The organism is Micromonospora sp. NPDC127501, from assembly GCF_040302185.1.
Classification (GTDB): domain Bacteria; phylum Actinomycetota; class Actinomycetes; order Mycobacteriales; family Micromonosporaceae; genus Micromonospora.
On record NZ_JBEORJ010000017.1, the window covers coordinates 26,804 to 45,848 of the forward strand.

The following is a 19,045-nucleotide window of genomic DNA, read 5'->3' on the forward strand; positions in this document are numbered from 1 at the left end:
AATCAGGACACCGAACAGGCGGCACCGTTGAGGGCGAACGACGTGGGCTTGCCGGTGCCGCCCTCGTGCGTGGCCTGGAAGCCGATCTCGACCGACGCGTTCGGGGCGATGGTGTTGTTGTAGGAGACGTTGCGGGCGGTCACCGCACCGCTCGTCGGGGCGTACTGGGCGTTCCAGCCGCTGGTGATGCGCTGTCCGCTGGGCAGCGTGAAGGTCAGCGCCCAGCCGTTCACGGCGGTGGCACCGGTGTTGGTGATGGCCACGCTCGCGGTGAGGCCGCTGTTCCAGGCGTTGACCGTGTAGCCGACCCGGCAGGTGCCCTCGGTCGGCGGCGGCGTGGTCGGGGGCGGAGTCGTCGGCGGCGGGGTGGTCGGGGGCGGGGTCGTCGGCGGCGGGGTGGTCGGGGGCGGGGTGGTCGGCGGCGCGGTGCCGTCCAGCCCGAAGAAGCGGATCACCTGCGCGGCGTCGACCGGCAGGTTGTGCGTGACACCCTGCATGCTGATCGCCTCGACCGGCGCCATCGGGCCGCTGCTGCCGTACCGGGTGCGGGTGTAGCCGGACTGCGGGGAGTCGGTGTACGTCGGGGTCTGACTCAGCCCGTGCACGTTGGTCCACTGCTTGACCTGCTCACCGAAGTTCGGGTAGCGCAGCGTCTCGTCGTTGGTGCCGTGCCAGATCTGCATCCGGGGTCGCTGGCCGGTGTAGCCGGGGTACGCCTCGCGGACGAGGTCACCCCACTGCTGGGCGGTCCGGATGAGTTGCCCGTTGGCGCACTGGCTGTTCCACTCCGAGGTGCCGCCGGTGGCGAAGCAGGCGAACGGCACCCCGGCGAACGAGGCGCCAGCCGCGAACACGTCCGGGTAGACGCCCAGCATGACGTTGGTCATCATCGCGCCGGAGGAGGTGCCGGTTGCGAAGATCCGCGCGGGGTCGGCGGAGTAGCGCTGCCGCACGTAGTCGACCATCGACATGAGACCGACCGGGTCGCTGCCGCCGCCACGGCGTAACGCCTGCGGCGAGTAGACGTCCCAGCACTTGCTGCTGCGGGTGGCCGACGGGTAGATCACGATGAACCCGTACCGGTCCGCGAGGGAGGCGTACTGGGTGCCCGAGTGGAACGCGGGGCCCGTCCCGGTGCAGTAGTGCATGGCCAGGAGGATCGCCGGTCGGGCCGCCACCCGGTCCGGGACGTACAGGTGCATTTGCAGGTTGGTGGGGTTGGTGCCGAAGTTGGTCACCTGCGTGAGCGTCGCCGCCGACGCGGGAGTGGCGAACGTCAACGCCGCGGCGGCCAGTGTCACGGCCGCCATGACGACGCCAAGCATTCTCGTCTTCAGTGTCATCGTCGCGATCCCTTGCGAAAAAGGCGCGTGGAAGGGGACTTAAGTCGAGGACTGCCCTTCGCCCGACCTTGACCGCGGCTCGCGTGACCATGTCAGCTTCGATCGAGCACCCTCGATTGTCAAGACTTCCGGAAACCTTCCGCCGCAACGGTTCCGGCGGTCACCTGCGCAGCAGTGGGCACTGGCGGGCATTGTCAGCGCCGATGGGTGGCGAGAAATTATCGGGACGTTTTCGGAACCTGCCAGGCCGCTGGGCGCACGGCCCGAGGGCGGCCGACCGGATGGCCGAACCGCCCTCACCGCCGCTCAGTAGATGTCCCGCCCTCGCTCGTCCGGCACCCCGGACTTGCGGAAGAAGTACGTGTTGATCTGGTCGCGCCACTCGGTGGCGCAGCGCACCTGCTCGTCGAGGCGTTCGGCGACCCGCTCGTACACGCTCGGATCGATCATGCCGGTCAACGTCTGCCACTTCCGTCGCATCGTCGTCACTTCCTCGGCTCCCGCGAAGTGGGTGTCGTAGATGTGCTGGATGACGGTCGAGCCGCTGTGCAGCACGTGCCCGTACGGCACATGGTGGAAGAAGAGCAGCAGCTCGTCGGGGCAGGTCTCGGGCGACTCGTACAGCTCCGCCCAGTATGGCGGGTACTGGCCGGTGAAGCCGGTGCCCGACGCGCGGCTGCGGTCCACCCCGACGCCGTCGCGGTCGGCGAAGTGGTAGGTGCCCCACCGCGTGTACTCGTACCCGTCGACGCCGGGACCGTAGTGGTCGCCGGGGTTGACCATGAAGCCGACGCCCAGCGGGGCGGTGTAGCGCTCGTACGTGCGCCACGAGTCGTCCATGATCTCGTGCAGGGTCCGCCGCACCAGCTCCGCGTCGGCGGTCGCCGACGGCGGAAAGGTCAGCGTGATCCACTCGTCGAGGATCGCCGTCGGGTCCCGCCGAGGGTCCCAGGCCAGCCGGCCGAACGTGTACAGGTTGGCCTGCGCCAACGGATGCCCGGTCCAGAAGAGGTCGTCGCCGACGTTGGCGACGGCGACCATTCCGCCACCGGCCGCCGCCTCCCCCGCGACCACGTCGGCGATCGTCCGTCCGCCCGGCCCCCAGGGGGCGAAGCCAAGCACCTCACTCCACCACGGGCCGAGATGGCAGACGTGCCGCTGTTGGCCCGTGTACTCCTGGGTGACCTGCAACTCCACCGCCAACCGGGTCGCCGGCATCGCGGCGAGCACCGGGGAGACCGGCTCGCGCGTCTGGAAGTCCACCGGACCGAACTTCACCTGGACGACAACGTTGGTGCGGAACCGCCCGTCGAGCGGGACGAAGTGGTCGTACGCGGCCCGAGCCCGGTCGGTGGACCGGTCCCGCCAGTCCTGGTGATGGTTGTAGACGAACGCCCGCCAGTGCACCACTCCCCCGTGCGGGGCGAGCGCCTCGGCCAGCAGGTTCGCCCCGTCGGCGTGGTCGCGGCCGTACGTGAACGGGCCGGGTTGCCCCTCGGAGTCGGCCTTCACCAGATAACCGTCGAAGTCCGGGATACGGTCGTAGACCCGCCGGGTGGTAGCGGCCCACCAGGACCGCACCGCCTCGTCCCAAGGGTCGGCGGTCGGCAGGCCACCGAGGAGCACCGGCGCGGCGAAGCTGACCGACAGGTGCACCCGGATGCCGTACGGGCGCAGCGCGTCCGCGATCTCGGCCACGTCGCTGAGCCGTTCGGTGAGCAGCAGCGCCTCGGTACGGGCCACGTTGACGTTGTTCACCGAGATCGCATTGACCCCGCAGGAGGCCAGCAGCCGCCCGTACTCCCGTACCCGGGCCAGGTCGCCGCGCGGACGGCCGTCCTGCCAGAAGATCGAGCCGCCCGCGTACCCCCGTTCGACCTGGCCCATCACCGGGTGCACGGCCACGTTGTCCCAGTGGTTCAGCATGCGTCGGCGCAGCGCCGGCCGGTGCCGCTCCGGCGGTCGGGCCGGGTCGAAGGCCGCCGCGCAGAGCCGGACCACGTGGAAGAGCCCGTACAGCAGGCCGGCGGGCGCGTCGGCCAGCACGGCGGTCACCTCGCCGGCCCGCGCCAACACGAAACCCTCGTCGCCGAGCGTCCCGCCGTCGCCCAACTCGACGAGCGCCGCCTCGCCGGCGGCGCGTGCCGCCTCCACCGCAGGGTTGGGCAGCTCACCGGCGTCGCGCAGGGCGAGCACCAGGTCGACGTCGACGTCCCAGGACGGAGAGTGCCACACCCGTCCGCCGTAACGCGCGCAGGCGCGCGAGACCTCGTTGAGGACGGTGTCGACGAGCAACCCCTCGCCGTGCAGGAGGACGCGGCGCGCGCCGAGCGACCGGAACGCCTCCGGGGGCAGCCAGGCCGGGTGGACGCGCGGCTCGTCACCGTCCATCGGCTCCTCGACGAACATCAGCTGCTCCAACTCCACCGACTCTTCGGCGTTCACCGGTCCTCCTCCAGCACGACAACCCCGTACGCCGGCAGCCGCAGGGCACCGCCGGGCGCCGTACGGTCGCCGGTGAGCAGGTCGACGCCGCCGGTCCGGGCGGTCACCTCGACCGGCTCGGCGCGGTGGTTGAGCAGAAACAGCAGCCGCGACCCGTCCGCCGCGACCCGCACGGCGGATTCCAGGTCCGGCACGTCCGGGTAGGGCCCGAGCAGGTCGTGGCGGGCGAGCACCTGCCGCACCACCCAGGACACCCCGGCCTGGTCCAACCCGGCCGCCACGTACCAGCCGTCGCCGGCGCCGAAGGAGTTGCGGGTCACCGCCGGGGTGCCCGCGTAGAAGTCGGCCTGATAGGTGCCGACGACCTGCGCGCCCTGCGGAATCACCAGCTCGAACAGCAGCCGCGCGTCGACGTCGATCTGATCCACGCCGTCGCCGAGGCGGACCGGGTTGACCACCTCCGGACCGCGGGCGTCCCACTCGTCGACCCGTACACCCATGAGCTGCCCGAGCGGGCCCGGCACGTCCATCAGGAACGCCTGGTCGTTCTCGTCCACCCGGCCGGACAGGTAGGTGGTCAGCACCGACCCGCCGCGCGTCGCCACCGCCTCCAGCCGCTGCGGCAGGTCACCCTTGAGCAGGTGCAGGGCCGGGGCCACGACCACGTCGTAGCGGGACAGGTCGGCGGTCACCGCGACGACGTCCAGGTCCACACCGGCGTCCCAGAGTGCCCGGTGGTACGCGAGCACGACCTGCTGGTAGCGGACCAGCCGGGACGGGCCGTCGGACAGCTCCAACGCCCACCAGCTGTCCCAGTCGAACAGCAGCGCCACCCGGGCCGGGGTCCGCGCGCCCATCGACGCCGGGCGAGCCTTTCCAGTTCGGCGCCCAGCTCAGCGACCTCCCGGAACACCCGGGTGTCGGAGCGACCGGCGTGGCCGATGACCGCACCGTGGTACTTCTCGCTGGCCCCCCGGGAGGCACGCAGCTGGAAGAAGAGCACCGCGTCGGCGCCGTGCGCCACGGCCTGCCAACTCCAAAGCCGCATCAGGCCGGGGCGCTTCAACGGGTTGACGTCGCGGCACGCGGTGCAGCTCGGGGTCTGTTCCATCAGCCAGAACGGCTGGCCGTCCTTGAGCCCGCGCATCAGGTCGTGGGTCAGCGCCATCCGGGCCGCGGACCCGTCGTCGGGCGGGTAGTTGTCCCAGGAGACGAAGTCCAGATGAGGGGCCCAGCGGTGGTAGTCGATCGGCCGGTACATGCCCATGAAGTTCGTGGTCACCGGCAGCGTCGGGCTGGACTCCCGGATGGCCGCCTTCTCGTCACGGAAGTTGGTCAGCATCGCGTCGGAGGTGAACCGCAGGTAGTCCACTGTGATGCCCGGGAACGCGGTGTGGTCCGGGCCGCGCCAGTGCTCGGTCAGCGCCGACGGCGGCTCGATCTCGTCCCAGTCGGTGAAGGTGTGCGACCAGAAGGTGGTGTACCAGGCCTCGTTCAGTTCGTCGAGGGTGCCGTAGCGGTGGCGCAGCCAGTTCCGGAAGCCGGCCGCGCACAGTGCGCAGTAGCAGGCGCCGCCGTACTCGTTGCCGACGTGCCAGGCGAGCACCGCCGGGGCGTCGGCGTAGCGGCGGGCGACCCGGCGGGCCAGCTCCGTCGAGAGCCGGCGGAAGACCGGCGAGCTGGGGCAGGAGTTGTGTCGCTGACCGAAGCGGTGCTTGCGGCCCTCGAAGTCGGTCCGGGTCACCTCGGGGTACGCCTTGGCCAGCCACGGTGGGTGGGCGCCCGTGCCGGTGGCCAGGCAGATCCCGCGTCCCTCGGCACTGGCCCGCTCGACGATCCTGTCCAGTAGCGCGAAGTCGTAGGTGTCCTCCGCGGGCTGGGTGAGCGCCCAGTCGAACACGCCAAGGGTGACCAGGTCGATCCGTGCGGTGTCGAAGAGACGGTAGTCCTGCTTCCAGACGTCCTCGGGCCACTGTTCCGGGTTGTAGTCGCCCCCGAAGGGCACCTTGGCGCTGACGGGCAGGCTCATGAGGTGAACTCCTTCCGGATCAGGTGGATCATCGGGTCGCTGATGCGCAGGTACGCCAGCACCGCGACCGACCCGAGCAGCATCAACACCGCTTCGGAGAAGACCGCGGTGACCCCGGCCGCCGCGGCCAGCAGCAGGGCGTTGCCGACGGAGACACCGGGGGTACGCACGAGGAAGTGCACGGCCAGCCGGAGCACGTCCCGGGTGCGGAAGTCGAACAGCGAGGTGATCACCAGGGCGTTGGCGGCGCAGAGCGTCACGCCCACTCCGATCAGCACCAGCGGCACCGTCCACCAGCTCGACAGGCCTACCGCGCCGCGGTAGGCGAGGTTCACGGCGAGCACTGTCAGCCACAGCAGCGTCGGCACCCAGACGCGCAGCACGCCGAGGACGTTGGCCCGGTAGCCACGCCAGAACAGGGTGGCCGGGCGCAGGTCGGTGAGGTCGGTTCGCTGGTGGCGCAGGGCGTACAGGGCGGCGGAGATCGCCGGGCCGACCGGTACGAGGAGGAGCGCGGCCAGCGGCAGGTTGCTCGGATCGCGGCCCAGCAGAAGCAGCGGGAGCAGGGCGGGTAACGTGGTGAGCAGCAGGAGCAGCTCGACCACGAGCAGGATGTAGACGCGCGAGGTGATCCGCGACAGTGGTCCGTCGCCGAACTGTCGCCGGGTCTGAGTCGCGCCACTCACTGTCGCTCCCTCCGGTCGACTCAGCTGATCCGTGGTCGCCGGGGGTCCGGCCGGGCCGCGACACGCCGCCCGACCGGACTCCCGCTGATCAGCCGTTGTTCTTCTGGAACCGCTCGTACGCCTTGTTGACCAGGTCGATGTACTGGTCGGAGTTCTTGGCTTTCAGCTCGGCCACGTACGCGTCCCACTCGCTGAGCGGGCGCTGACCCAGGGCGAACTTCAGCGTGTTCTGGGTGACGAAGTCCTTCAACGGCGTCTCCCAGAGCGACACCTGCTCGCGCTCCTCATCGGTCAACGGGGCGGGCGGAGGCACCACCCTCGGGGTACGGGCGTCCATCACCTTCTGGAACTCCAGCTCCTCCGGGGAGAAGAAGCCGCGGACCAGGTCGGGGCTGCCGCCGTAGGCGAAGACGCCGTTCTGGAAGCCGAAGTCCTTCTGCAGGTGCTTGGGGGCCTTCGGGTTGAGGCCGAGGAAGTCGACTCCGGGGTTGAGTGTGCGCTTGCCGGACGCGTCCTTGGTGAAGGTCGTGCCCTCGATGCCCCAGCGGGCGAACTCCAAGCCGGCGTCCGAATACCACAGCCAGTCGATGAACTGCATCATGGCGACGAAGTTCTTGCTCTCCCGGGCCTTCGTGGAGATCATGATGCCGTTCTCCAACCGGGGGAACGGGTTGATCTCGCCGGCCGGGCCAATCGGCAGCGGGATCTTGGCCAGCTTGGCGTTCGGCAGGGTCTTGGCCAGGTCGGGCCGGTGGTTGTTGACCAGGGTCTGCGCGTTGCCGGTGACCACGAAGGACTTGCCGTTGGCGAGCTTCTGGCGTGCCTGGTCGTCGGTCTGGGTGAAGCTCTCCGGGTCGAGCAGGCCCTCGGCGACGAGCTTGTGCAGGTAGGTGACCATCTGCTTGTACTGCTCGGAAGCGCCGGTGTAGTTGAACTTCTTCGCCGCCGGGTCCCAGGTCGCGTGCTGGTAGTCCCAGCCCGCCTGGGTGCCGTGGGCCGAGCCGAGGATGTTCAGCAGGGCACCGGTGGGGTTGGGCTTGCTGAAGAGGTCGGAGTACGGGTAGACGTTCGGGTACTTGGCCTTCATCGCCTTGAGCACCGTGTACAGCTCGTCCCAGGTCTTCGGGACCGCCAGGTTGAGCTCCTGCATGATGTCGGTGCGCACCAGCACCGTGTAGTCCTGGGTGGGCTTCTCGTGGACGCCGGGGAGCAGGTAGAACTTACCGTCGGACTGCCGCAGGTTGTCGATCTCCGGCTTGAGGTTCCACTTGGCGATCTTGTCCTTGAGGTTGGGCATCAGGTCCAGGTAGTCGCTCACCGGGAGGATCGCACCGGAGGACACGAACGCGTTCTCCTGCGGGTGGTACGTCTTCGGAATGATCAGCGGGGCGTCTCCGGCGCCGATCAGCAGGCTGCGCTTCTGCTCGTAGTCGCTGAGCGGAACGGCCACCGGCTCGATCTTGACGTTGGTCCGCTTGGTCAGCTCCGACCAGAACGCCCAGTCTTCCTTGAGCGGGTAGAACGTGTGGTTGTTGTAGAGGGTGGAGAAGGAGAGCGCCTCGGTGGCCTTGAACTGGTCGCCGACGCCGTAGGTGGCCATCGCCCCGACCTTGTTCTCCGAGAGGTCCGTCGACTCGCCGGGGTCCTCGGAACAGGCGGTGCTGAGGGTGAGCGCGAGCAGACCCGCGGTGGCTATCGCCACCCGGCGCCACGTCTTGTGGAGCATGGCTCGTCCTTTCGGTGGTGGGGATTCGAATGTGGGACGGTGCAGCGCCTGCGTCATCCCTTGACCGCGCCGAGCATCACGCCGCGGACGAAATACCGCTGGACGAAGGGGTAGACCGCCAGGATCGGCAGGGTGGTGAGCACGATCGTCACGGCCTCGAGGGTGGCTGCGGCCTGGACCTTGTCGGCGTCGGCGGCGGCGGACTCGGCGCTGGTGGCGCCCGCGATGAGGTTGCGCAGGTAGACCGTGACCGGCAGCAGGTCCTGCTGGTCGATGTAGAGGAACGCGGTGAACCACGAGTTCCAGAACGACACCGCGTAGAAGAGCACCATCGTCGCGATGATCGCCTTCGACAGCGGCAGCACGATTCGCAGCAGGATGCCGTACGTGTTCAGCCCGTCGACCGCGGCGGCCTCCTCCAGCTCGCTCGGCAGGCTCTCGAAGAACGCCTTCATGACCAGCAGGTTGAACACGCTGATGGCATTGGGGACCACCACGGCCCAGATGGTGTTCTTCATCCCCAGGCTGGTGACCAGCACGTAGTTGGGGATCAGGCCGCCGGAGAAGAACATGGTGAACAGCGCGACACCGATGAGGAACGGGCGCCCCTTGAGCTGCGGCTTCGACAGCACGTACGCGTAACAGGTGGTCAGCACGATCGAGATGAGCGTGGCGACCACCGTGTACACCACCGTGTTGCGGTAGTTCGTCCAGAACATCGCGTCCGACATCAGCAGCTTGTACGCGGTCAGGTCGAACCCGCGCGGGACGATGCTCACCTTCCCCGTGATGATGTACGCCTCTTCGCTGAGCGAGCGGGCCACGATGTTGAGGAACGGGAACAGCGTCACGACCACGACGCCGATCAGGACGACAGTGTTGACGATCCGGAAGATCCGGTAGCCACGACTGTCCACCGGACCCCGCGTCTTCGGGGCGTCGCTCTTCGTACCGAGGATCACCACAGGCTCGTCCCCACAGTGCGCCGGGAGATGAGGTTCGCCGTCAGGACCAGGATCAACCCGATCACCGCCTCGAAGAGGCCGATGGCGGCGGCGTAGCTGAAGTTGCTGGACTGGAATCCCATCCGGAACAGATAGGTGGAGACCACGTCCGCGGTCGGGTACGTCAGCGGGTTGTAGAGCAGCAGGATCTTCTCGAACCCGACCGCCAGGAAGTTGCCGATGTTGAGGATCAGCAGGGTCATCATCGTCGGCCGGATCCCCGGCAACGTCACGTGCCAGGTCTGCCGCCACCGGCTCGCGCCGTCGATCCGGGCCGCCTCGTACAGGTCCTCGTCGACCGTGGTGAGCGCGGCGAGGTAGAGGATCGTCCCCCAACCGACGGTCTGCCAGACCTCGGACGAGACGTAGATGGTGCGGAACCACTCCGATTTCTGCAGGAAGGCCACCGGGTCGCCGCCGAACAGGCCGACGATCTGGTTGGCCGCGCCACCGACCGAGGTCAGTTGCATGACCATCGCCGCCACGATCACGATCGACAGGAAGTGCGGCAGGTAGGACACGGACTGGACGAACCGCTTGAACCGGCGGGCGCGCACCTCGTTGAGCATCAGCGCCAGTACGATCGGCAGCGGGAAACAGAACAGCAGGGTCAGCGTCCCGAGCACCAGGGTGTTGGTGAACACCTCCCAGAACGTCGGGTCGGTGAGGAACATCCGGAAGTAGCGCAGCCCGACCCAGTACTCACCGAAGATGCTGCCGCCCGGCTTGAACCGACGGAACGCGATGATGTTGCCGATCATTGGCAGGTACCGGAAGACGAGGAAGAACAGCAGCGGCAGGATGGCGAGGGAGTAGAGCTGCCAGTCCCGGCGCAGTGCCTGCCGCCAACTGCGACGGCGTCGTGGCGAGCGCGGGGCGGGGCTCTGCGCCTGCCGCGGAGAATTCGGCGGCGCCGGCGGTGGTGGCCGCAGCGTGGATGTCATCCGTGGCCTCCTATGCCGACTGTGGAACGGCCACGAGGGGCTCGACCCGCACCGAGGTGAGCAGTTCCCGCTCGAAACCGACCTGGCGCTCGGCACCGACCAGGCGCAGCGGCAGGGCCGCCGCCACGTCGCCGCTCGATCGGCCGAACCGCAGCTCGACGTCGCCGGGCTCGACGATCCGTCGGCCGGTCAGCCCGGTGAACGACGCCACGTCGGCCGGTACGCCGAACGTCACGTGCGCCACCTCGCCGGGCGCCAGCGGCAGCCGGGTGTAGCCGATCAGCCGGGCCACCGGACGGGTGGTCTGCGCGACCGGGTCGTGCAGGTAGAGCTGCACGACCTCGGTGCCGGCCCGCTCACCGGTGTTGGCGACGGTGATCCGCACCCGTACCTCGCCGTCGACCGGCCAGGCGGTCGGATCTTCGCCCGGTTCGACCACCGTCGCGTCGGACCACTCGAAGGTGGTGTAGCTCAGCCCGTGGCCGAACGGGTACGCGGGGGTCGGGTCGACCGAGGAGACCTTGTTGCGTCGGCCGAGTGGTGGCGCCAGGTAGGTGCTCGGCAGCCCGCCGGCGTCGCGGGGAACGCTGACCGGCATCCGTCCGGAGGGATCGACCGCGCCGGTGAGCACCTCGGCGAGCGCCTGCCCACCGAGCTGGCCGAGGAAGAACGCCTGCACCACGGCCGCAGCGTCGTCGAACTCCGGACCGAGTGCGTAGGGGCGACCGGCCATCAGCACCAGGACGACCGGGGTGCCGGTGGCGAGGACGGCGCGGACGAGGTCGCTCTGCACGCCGGGTAGTCGCAGGTCGACGGCGTCGCAGCCCTCACCGGAGGTGCCCCGGCCGAACATTCCCGCCCGGTCGCCGACGGCCAGCACGCACACGTCGGCGGCGGCCGCCGCGGCGACCGCGGCCGGGATACCCGAGGCGTCCTCGCCGGTGATGGTGCAGCCCGGCTCGTGGGTGAGCAGCGGGACGCGTCGGGCCAACTCGTCGCGCAGTGTGGGGATGTCCAGGCCGAGGCCGAAGTCGCTGTGGTGGACGCCGACGTGGTTGGGGAACGAATAGCAGCCGAGCATGGCCATCGGGTCGTCGGCGGCCGGGCCGACCAGGGCGACCCGGCTGCCCACGGGCAGCGGGAGGACGCCGGTGTTGCACAGCAGGACGACTGACTCCCGGGCCAGGCGAAGGGCGATGTCCCGGCTGACCTCGTCGTCGAAGCGCAGGGACGTCACGTCGTCGGGCAGCTCCTGCCAGCCCTCGTCGAGCAGACCGAGCTCGATCTTCTGGATCAGCACCCGACGCAGCGCGCAGTCGATCAGCGCCTCGTCGACCTCGCCGCGGCGAGCCGCCTCCACCAGCGGTGGGCCGAAGGCGTCCACGGTGGGCAGCTCGACGTCGATCCCGGCGCGCAGGGCGAGCCGCGCCGCGTCGGCGGCATCCTCGGCGACCCCGTGCAGGGTCTGTAGGAATCGTACGGCGAAGTAGTCGGCCACCACGGTGCCGGTGAAGCCCCACTCGTCACGCAACAACCCGGTCAGCAGCTCACGATCGGCCGCCACGGGCAGGCCGTCGATCTCGGCGTAGGAGTTCATCACCGAGCGGGCGCCGCCGAGGCGCAGCGCCATCTCGAACGGCGGCAGGATGACGTCGGCCAGCTCGCGGCGACCCATCGGCACCGGAGCGAGGTTGCGTCCGCCCCGGGAGGCGGAGTAGCCGGCGAAGTGCTTCAGCGTGGCCACCACGCCGGCCCGCTCCAGGCCCCGCACGTAGGCGGCACCTGTCGTGCCGACCAGGTAGGGGTCCTCGCCGATCGTCTCCTCGGTACGGCCCCAGCGGTAGTCCCGGGTGACGTCCAGCACCGGGGCGAGGCCCTGGTGCACGCCGGCGGCGCGCATCGACCGCCCGATCCGGTCGGCCATCGCCTCGACCAGTTCGGGGTCGAAGGACGCGCCCCAGCTGAGCGGGGTCGGGTAGACGGTGGCCCGCCACGCCGCGAACCCGGTGAGGCACTCCTCGTGCACCTGGGCCGGAATGCCGAACCGACTGGCGGCCACGATCTGGGCCTGCGAGGCGGCCAGGGACCGGGCGCCGAACACCGGGTCGACCGGGGCGGTGCCGAACGGGCGGGTCAGCTGGCCCAACCCGTACCGGATGACAGTGCTCCACGGCGGCAATTCGCTGATCATGTCCGACTGGTGCGGTGCGACGCCCTCGCCGCTGGCGTCGGCGCCGACCCAGACACCGACGAGCTGGGCGATCTTCTCTTCGAGGGACATCTTCGGCAGGAGCGCATCGGCTCGCTCGGTGGGCGACAGCCGCTGATCACGCCACGGCGCGGCGCCGCCGTCCTCGAGCGACCGACTTCTCATGCCATGACCCCTTAGCTCCGGCCACATCCCCGTGCCCTCGTGAACAGCTGCGTGGCGGACGTTTCTCACGATCCGAAACTTTCCGGAAACCTGCGTAACCTTTTCGGCAACCTAAGTGTCCCATCGATGCCTGTCAAGAGTCTCAATCGGACTAGCAGGAGGTCGTTCCTGCACACGGTGACCCCACGATCGGCACTCAGTCGCCGGGAAGCCGCGCAATGTCCCGCGAATGCCCAGCGGGAGTGCGGCACCCACTGGCGTGAATGTCTCATCGTGTTAAGGTCGCCCGAAACTTTCGGATGTTGTATGAGGCCGCGATGACAGAGCACCGCCCGCTCGACCCACCCGCCTCCACCACCATCGCGACCATCGCCAACGATGTCGGCGTCTCGGTCGCGACCGTGTCCAAGGTCCTCAACGGACGCGGCGATGTCGCCCCCGGCACCAGAGCCCGGGTGGAGGCGAGCCTCGACCGCCACCAGTACCAGCGCCGCGCCCGGCGACAGGCGACCAGCGGCGGCCGGGTGGACCTCGTGTTCCACGAGTTCGACACGGGTTGGGCGATGGAGATCCTGCGCGGCGTCGAGGCGGTGACCTCCGCCGCCGGCATCGGGCTGTCGATCGCACAGCTCGACGGCGCGCACCGTCCGCCGGCACGATGGCTGGAGGCGTTACTCGCCGACCGCCCGCTGGGCGTGGTGTTCGTCCTCTCCCACCTGGCCGACGCCCAACAGCAGCACCTGCGCCGGCAGGGCATTCCGTTCGTCGTCGTCGACACGGACAGTGCCACCTCAGCGTCCGTGCCCACCGTCGGGTCGAACAACTGGAACGGCGGTCTGCTCGCCGCCCGGCACCTGCTGGAACTGGGGCACCGACGGATAGCCATCATCTCCGGGCCACCCGACGTGCTGTGCAGCAGAGCCCGGGCCGCCGGCTTCCAGTCGGCCCACGACGAAGCCGGGATAGTTGTCGACCGCGAGCTGATCCGCTACGGCAGTTTCTCCGCCGGAGCGGGGCACGCCCACGGGCTGCAACTGCTCCAGCGGCCGAACCGACCCACGGCAATCTTCGCCGGGTCGGACATCCAGGCCATGGGGGTGCTCCGGGCCGCCCGTCAGTGCGGCCTGCGAGTGCCCGAGGACCTTTCGGTGATCGGGTACGACAACCTGCCGGTCTCGGCCTGGACCGACCCGGCCCTCACCACGATCAACCAGCCGTTGCGCGACATGGCCGGCATCGCCACCCAGATGTTGCTCGACCTGACCAGGGGGAACGAGCCGGCGACCAGCCGGATCGACCTGGTGACCGAGCTGGTCGTCCGGGAGAGCACCGCTCCCCCCGCCCACCCGCACTGACCCCGGCCCCTGCGAGGACCCGTGCCCCACTCCGCCTCCACCTTCGACGACCTTCAGCGGTACGCGCCCGAGGTCGCCGAACCCGACGACTTCGACGAGTTCTGGCGGGACACGCTCGCCGAGGCGGCCGCGGTGCCGGTGCTCGTCGACGTCCGCCCCGAACCCACCGACCTGCGGCTTCTCGACTCCTGGGACGTCACGTTCGCCGGCTTCGGGGGTGACCCCGTCCGCGCCTGGTACACCCGCCCGGCCGGGGTTCGCGAGCCGCTGCCGGCCGTGGTCGAGTACGCCGGCTACGGTCGCGGGCGCGGCCTGCCCCACGAACGGCCGACCTGGGCGGTGGCCGGGTACGCGCACCTGCTGATGGACAACCGGGGCCAGGCGGGGCAGCACGGCGCCGGGGACACCCCCGACCCGCACGGCGCGCCCGGCGGGCCCTGGCCGGTCACCTGGGGGATCCTCGATCCGCGCGACTACCACTACCGCCGCCTGATCACCGACGCGGTGCGGGCGGTCGAGGCGGTCCGCGCGCTGCCGGGGGTCGAGGGTGACCGGGTCAGCGTGGTCGGCAACAGCCAGGGCGGCGGCATCGCCCTGGCGGTGGCGGGTCTCGTCGAGAATCTCAGCGCGGTGCTGACCACCGCCCCGTTCCTGTGCGACATGCGCCGGGCCGTCGCGCTCACCGACCTCGCGCCGTACGGCGAGATCGCCCGGTACCTGGCGGTGCACCGGGAGGCCGAGGAGGCGGTGTGGCGCACCTTGTCCTATGTCGACGCTGTGAGCTTCGCGCGCCGGGCGACGGCACCGGCTCATTTCGGAGTCGGCCAACGCGACACCGTCTGCCCACCGCGAACCGCCTTCGCCGCCTACAACCACTACGGCGCCGCGAACGGGAGGCCGGTCCCGCCCGAGCGGGAGATGCACGTCTACCCGTTCAACGGCCATGAGGGCGGCGAGGCCGTGCACGTCCGACGTCAGTTGCGCTGGCTGGGCTCGGTGCTCCAGCCAGCGCGGGCCTGAACGGCCCACCCCTTCCTGGTCACGGCTCCAGCAGGTTCTGGACCGGAGCACACGCCCGACAGGGCCAGACGCGTACGGTGCCGTCGTCATGCGTCGAGACGAGCCGCTCGCCGTCCGGGCTGAAGTCGACGGTCTCCACGGACGCGCCGAACCCCCCGAAGGTCACCGACCGCGCTGCCTCCGAAGTGCGCCACAGCCGAGCGGTGCCGTCCTTTCCAGAACTGAGCACCCATTGCCCGTCCGGGCTGAACGACACGTGCCAGACAGGCCCCTCGTGTCCTCGCAACACCATCGGCGCGCTGCCGCTCGTGACGGAGTGGATCTGCACGGTGCCGTCGAAGCCGGCACTGGCGACGCGTTGTCCGTCCGGGCTGAAGGCCACGGCCCATACCAATCCCTCGTGACCGGGAAGTGGTAGTGGTTCGGCGGTGTCGAGGGCGTCCCAGATTCGTAGGGTGCCCTCCGCGCCAGCCGTGGCGACCTTCCTGCCGTCCGGGCTGAAGGCGGCGTACCGGATCTCTTCGGCGGATCGATGGACCACCGGGGCACTCTGGCCGGTGAGGTCCCAGATTCGCAGACTTCCGTCGTTGCTGACGCTGGCCAGGCGGCGGCCGTCAGGACTGAAGTCGGCGATCCACGCCTGCTTCTCGTGCCCGCGAAGCACCACGGGATCGTGTCTGCCGGCGAGGTCCCAGACTCGTACGCTGCCGTCGCGGCCGCCGGTGGCCACACTCGCCCCGTCCGGACTCACAGTGAGACCGTAGACGTCGCCGTCGTGGCGGCCGAGCACCCGAGGCTCGGCCGGTGTGGCCAGGTTCCAGACCTGTACCGTGCCGTCCTCGCCGCCACTGACCACCCGCTGCCCGTCCGGGGTGAACGCGGCGGACCAGGTGGCTTTCTCGTGGCCCCGCAGGATCAGACGATCGCTGCCCGGGTCCCAGATCCGTAGCGTGCCATCATCGGCCGCGCTCACCAGCCGGGATCCGTCCGGGCTGAACGCCAACGCCCAGACCCGGTTGGTGTGGCCGCGCAGCACCAACGGGTCACCAGCGCCGTTGGCGTTCCAGATCCGTACGGTCAGATCGTCACTGGTGGTCGCGAACCACTGCTCGTCCGGGCTCAGCGCGAGCCCTTCCACAGTGCCCTCATGCCCACGCAGCACCACCGGGGCCGCTGACCCGGTCAGCGGCCACACCCAGGCCGTACCGTCGGCGCTGGAGCAGGCCAGGCGGGCGCCGTCCTGGCTGAACACCAGCGTCCTGGTGCCCTCGCGCGGCCCGGTGAGGATCGTTCTGGTGGATCGCGCGGCCAGATCCCAGAGCCGTACCGTCGCGTCGTGGCCACTGCTGGCCAGCTGGCGCCCGTCGGGGCTGAAGGCCACGCCGACCGCGACCTTGGTGTGACCACGCAGGACCACCGGTCGTCCGTCGCCGCGGGCATCCCAGACCCGAACGGTGGTGTCCTCGCCGGCACTGGCGACCAACCGTCCGTCCGGGCTGAAGGCCACTCCCCAGACCGGGCCCTCGTGCCCCCGTAGGACGATGGGTCCCGCGCTTCCATCGACCTGCCAGATCCGGACGGTGCCGTCCGAGCCGGCGGTGACCAGTCGCTTCCCGTCCGGGCTGAACATCGGGCTCCAGACCTGTCCCTCGGGTCCGCCGCTGAGAGCCAGGCCCGGTCCGGAGACGCCGTGCCCGGCCCAGGTCCACACCCGCACCTCGCCGTCCGTCCCGGTGGCCGCCACGCGTTGCCCGTCCGGACTGAACGCCACGCCCAGGGCCTTCTTGCTGCTCATCGGCACAATCGCCTGCAGCCGGTCATCGACGGCGGCCTGGCGGAGCACCATCTCCGCGCCGACGGTCGGGCGGGTGGTCAGAGCGCGTCTGGCGAGACGCTGCGCCTGCTGCGGATCGATCTGCAGTTGGTTGTCGGCCTCGACCGTCAGCTGCCGGGAAACAGCGAGGTCTCGTTCGGCGGCCGCCCGGTTCGCCTGCACCAGCGCCACTGCCGCGAGGACGCTCACCACGACAACTGTTGCCGCGAGCCCGGTCAACGCCACGCTGGTCCGCCGTCGTCGGGCTGCCCGGCGCCGCCTCTCTCGTGCACGGCTGGTCTCCAGAAAGTCCCGTTCCAGGTCACTGAGGTCCATCGCTCGGCGCGTTTCCCAGAGCGCCAACTGGACCCCCCGATACAGGAATCCGTCCACGCGGTCGTGCCGATCCCACTCGGCGGCAGCCTCCGTCAGCCTGCGGTGGGAGCGCAGCAGCTCCCGATCCTCGGTCAGCCAGCGACGCAGCCGGGGCCACTCCTGGATCAGGGCCTCGTGGGCCACCATGACGCCCTTCTCGTCCGCCGTGACCAACCGCGCGGCCGTCAACCTGGCCAGCACCTCAGCCGCGGCCAACGGGTCCACCCCGCCCACCAACTCGGCCAGGGGTGCCCGGCGACGGGTGTCCTCGGTGCCGTCACCGAGGGCGGTCAGACGCAGGAAGATGTCCCGTGCCAGCCCTCGCTTCCCCTCGTCGAACTGCGCGTACACCCCTTCAGCGGTACGGGTGATGGCACCGTTCACGCCGCCTGACTCGCGGTAGTGGGCCAGCGTGATCCGCTTGCCCTGCCGCAGGCGCGCCGTCTCCAACAGTGCGTGGGACAGCAGCGGTAGCGCACTCGTCTGACCGCCGACGTCTGCCACGGCCATCTCCACCAACGCCGGATCCACCAGCAACCCGGCGCGCTCGGCGGGGCCGGTGATCGTCCGACGCAGGTCCTCATCGTCCATCGGGCCGATCAACACCTGGTGACCATGGAGAGCGGCCACCAGGGCCGGATAGGCGGCACACCGACCATAGAAGTCGGCCCGCACTCCCAGCACCACCCGCACCCCGGGGATCTCCGCTGCGGCGAGCAGCGCGGCGATGAACCCCGATCGCTCCTCCTCGTCCCGGCAGAGCGTGAAGAGCTCCTCGAACTGGTCCACCACGATGAGCATGTTCGCGACCGATGGACGTGAATTGAGAATCTGCTCGGTCGTTTCGCGAATGCTGGCCGGATCAGCGGCCAGGTGGCGATGGATCGTGTCACGAGCCGGGCCCTGCTCATTGACGAGCTGGCACGCCAGCTCTTCGAGGGGATGTTCGCCGGGCGTCATCAGCACCGTGACCCAGGCCGGTTGGCCCCTGACGGGATTCTCGACCACGGCCGCTATCAGACCCGCTCGGAGCAGGGACGACTTGCCCGCACCGGACGGGGCGAAAACCGCGACGAACCGGAGGCGGGTGAGCATTTCACAGAGCTGAGCCACCATGCGCTCGCGTCCGAAGAACCATTCTGAGTCTTCCGGCTGAAACGCTGCCATTCCCCAGTACGGCCCGCGGCCGACCCCCACCGTCTCGGCGGACGTCACGCTCGCGATCAGGCTGTGCCACCGTTCGGTCCATTCGGCTGGATCGCCGTCGCAGGCGGCCACGTACGCCAGTGTCACCTGGAGGCTTGGCACGGTCTCTCCGCTGGCGGCCTTGGCCAGGGTGGTCACCGAGAAGTGCGCGCGTCTGGCCAGTTGACGGTAGGTCGGCGAACCCGCCTTTGTCCGCAGCCGGCGTAGGTCGAGGGCGAACCGCTCCAGCTCGCCTGCCTCCGGGTCGAGCGGCCGCTCAGGTCTTCCCACGTTGTCCCCCGTCACAGAGTTGTTTGTCAGCCTGGCGACATGATTGGCAAACAATCCATTGCCGACTATATCTGGTTCCGTGAACGCCGATCGACGACTGTCGGATAGCAGCCACGGCGCAACCAGGCGTACGGCCACGTTCGACGACCCAACACGATCGACGACACCAAGGAGGACTGGAAGGGGGTGTGTGATGCACGCCAGAAACGGCATCGGTGTTGCTACCCGCAGCACTGCTGGTCGTCCTGGAATCGGGGGGTGTCACGCAATCCCGGATAGACGAGGGGGATTTTATTCGATTACGATTTCGCTATCACTCTGGCGACCGGCGCGAGGAACAAGACCAGTTCGTTCCGCATCGACTGCCGGGGCGGGGACGGAATCCGTTGCCGCCCCGTCAGCTTGCGTGGGCGCTCAGGAGGCAGTGCAGGAACGCACCGCCGGGCGACTCCAGC

General features: G+C 69.6%; 12 protein-coding genes. 2 read left to right on the top strand and 10 right to left on the bottom strand.

Going from position 1 to position 19,045, the window contains the following annotated elements; translation table 11 throughout:
• Nucleotides 1–2: 2 nt before the first annotated feature.
• The 9 genes from ABTW72_RS29635 to ABTW72_RS29675 form a co-directional block, all read right to left on the bottom strand.
• On the bottom strand, nucleotides 3–1,343 hold the full coding sequence (locus ABTW72_RS29635) for an extracellular catalytic domain type 1 short-chain-length polyhydroxyalkanoate depolymerase (protein ID WP_350864367.1): 1,341 nt from the start codon (nucleotides 1,341–1,343) through the stop codon (nucleotides 3–5).
• 306 nt (nucleotides 1,344–1,649) lie between these two features.
• Nucleotides 1,650–3,788 carry an alpha-glucuronidase gene (locus ABTW72_RS29640; RefSeq protein WP_350864370.1) on the bottom strand — a complete coding sequence of 713 codons (2,139 nt, stop codon included), beginning with the start codon at nucleotides 3,786–3,788 and terminating at the stop codon, nucleotides 1,650–1,652.
• Complete coding sequence (locus ABTW72_RS29645; protein WP_350864531.1) at nucleotides 3,785–4,585, bottom strand: beta-galactosidase trimerization domain-containing protein; 801 nt, start codon at nucleotides 4,583–4,585, stop codon at nucleotides 3,785–3,787. The genes ABTW72_RS29640 and ABTW72_RS29645 overlap by 4 nt, the downstream gene beginning before the upstream one ends.
• On the bottom strand, nucleotides 4,477–5,817 hold the full coding sequence (locus ABTW72_RS29650) for a beta-galactosidase (protein WP_350864373.1): 1,341 nt from the start codon (nucleotides 5,815–5,817) through the stop codon (nucleotides 4,477–4,479). The genes ABTW72_RS29645 and ABTW72_RS29650 overlap by 109 nt, the downstream gene beginning before the upstream one ends.
• A complete protein-coding gene (locus ABTW72_RS29655) occupies nucleotides 5,814–6,503 on the bottom strand; it encodes a DUF624 domain-containing protein (RefSeq protein ID WP_350864376.1) in 690 nt (229 codons plus the stop codon). The genes ABTW72_RS29650 and ABTW72_RS29655 overlap by 4 nt, the downstream gene beginning before the upstream one ends.
• Nucleotides 6,504–6,591: 88 nt before the next feature.
• Entirely contained in the window at nucleotides 6,592–8,229 is a 1,638-nt protein-coding gene (locus ABTW72_RS29660) for an ABC transporter substrate-binding protein (RefSeq protein ID WP_091399124.1), read from the bottom strand.
• A gap of 53 nt (nucleotides 8,230–8,282) precedes the next feature.
• Nucleotides 8,283–9,191 (bottom strand): carbohydrate ABC transporter permease, encoded by a 909-nt coding sequence (locus ABTW72_RS29665; protein ID WP_350864379.1) that lies wholly within the window; start codon nucleotides 9,189–9,191, stop codon nucleotides 8,283–8,285.
• Nucleotides 9,188–10,177 carry an ABC transporter permease gene (locus ABTW72_RS29670; protein WP_350864382.1) on the bottom strand — a complete coding sequence of 330 codons (990 nt, stop codon included), beginning with the start codon at nucleotides 10,175–10,177 and terminating at the stop codon, nucleotides 9,188–9,190. The genes ABTW72_RS29665 and ABTW72_RS29670 overlap by 4 nt, the downstream gene beginning before the upstream one ends.
• A 10-nt stretch (nucleotides 10,178–10,187) precedes the next feature.
• The gene (locus ABTW72_RS29675) at nucleotides 10,188–12,551 is read right to left on the bottom strand and encodes a beta-xylosidase/alpha-l-arabinosidase (protein WP_350864385.1); all 2,364 of its coding nucleotides are present in this window, start codon (nucleotides 12,549–12,551) and stop codon (nucleotides 10,188–10,190) included.
• 317 nt (nucleotides 12,552–12,868) lie between these two features.
• Between ABTW72_RS29675 and ABTW72_RS29680 the strand changes: the two genes are divergently transcribed.
• Both ABTW72_RS29680 and ABTW72_RS29685 read left to right on the top strand, forming a co-directional pair.
• Nucleotides 12,869–13,906: a LacI family DNA-binding transcriptional regulator gene (locus ABTW72_RS29680; RefSeq protein ID WP_350864388.1), complete on the top strand. Its 1,038-nt coding sequence runs from the start codon at nucleotides 12,869–12,871 to the stop codon at nucleotides 13,904–13,906.
• Nucleotides 13,907–13,927: 21 nt separating this feature from the next.
• Nucleotides 13,928–14,926, top strand: coding sequence for an acetylxylan esterase (locus tag ABTW72_RS29685; RefSeq protein ID WP_350864390.1), 999 nt, complete (start codon nucleotides 13,928–13,930; stop codon nucleotides 14,924–14,926).
• 19 nt (nucleotides 14,927–14,945) lie between these two features.
• On the opposite strand, the gene ABTW72_RS29690 is transcribed toward ABTW72_RS29685, so the two are convergent.
• Nucleotides 14,946–18,728, bottom strand: coding sequence for an nSTAND1 domain-containing NTPase (locus ABTW72_RS29690; protein ID WP_350864393.1), 3,783 nt, complete (start codon nucleotides 18,726–18,728; stop codon nucleotides 14,946–14,948).
• Between the last annotated feature and the right edge of the window lie 317 nt (nucleotides 18,729–19,045).

Coding starts and splice junctions, on each gene's coding strand:
- ABTW72_RS29635 (WP_350864367.1), bottom strand. CDS start 1,343: ATGACACTGAAGACGAGAATGCTTGGCGTCGTCATGGCGGCCGTGACA.
- ABTW72_RS29650 (WP_350864373.1), bottom strand. CDS start 5,817: ATGAGCCTGCCCGTCAGCGCCAAGGTGCCCTTCGGGGGCGACTACAAC.
- ABTW72_RS29660 (WP_091399124.1), bottom strand. CDS start 8,229: ATGCTCCACAAGACGTGGCGCCGGGTGGCGATAGCCACCGCGGGTCTG.
- ABTW72_RS29670 (WP_350864382.1), bottom strand. CDS start 10,177: ATGACATCCACGCTGCGGCCACCACCGCCGGCGCCGCCGAATTCTCCG.
- ABTW72_RS29675 (WP_350864385.1), bottom strand. CDS start 12,551: ATGAGAAGTCGGTCGCTCGAGGACGGCGGCGCCGCGCCGTGGCGTGAT.
- ABTW72_RS29680 (WP_350864388.1), top strand. CDS start 12,869: ATGACAGAGCACCGCCCGCTCGACCCACCCGCCTCCACCACCATCGCG.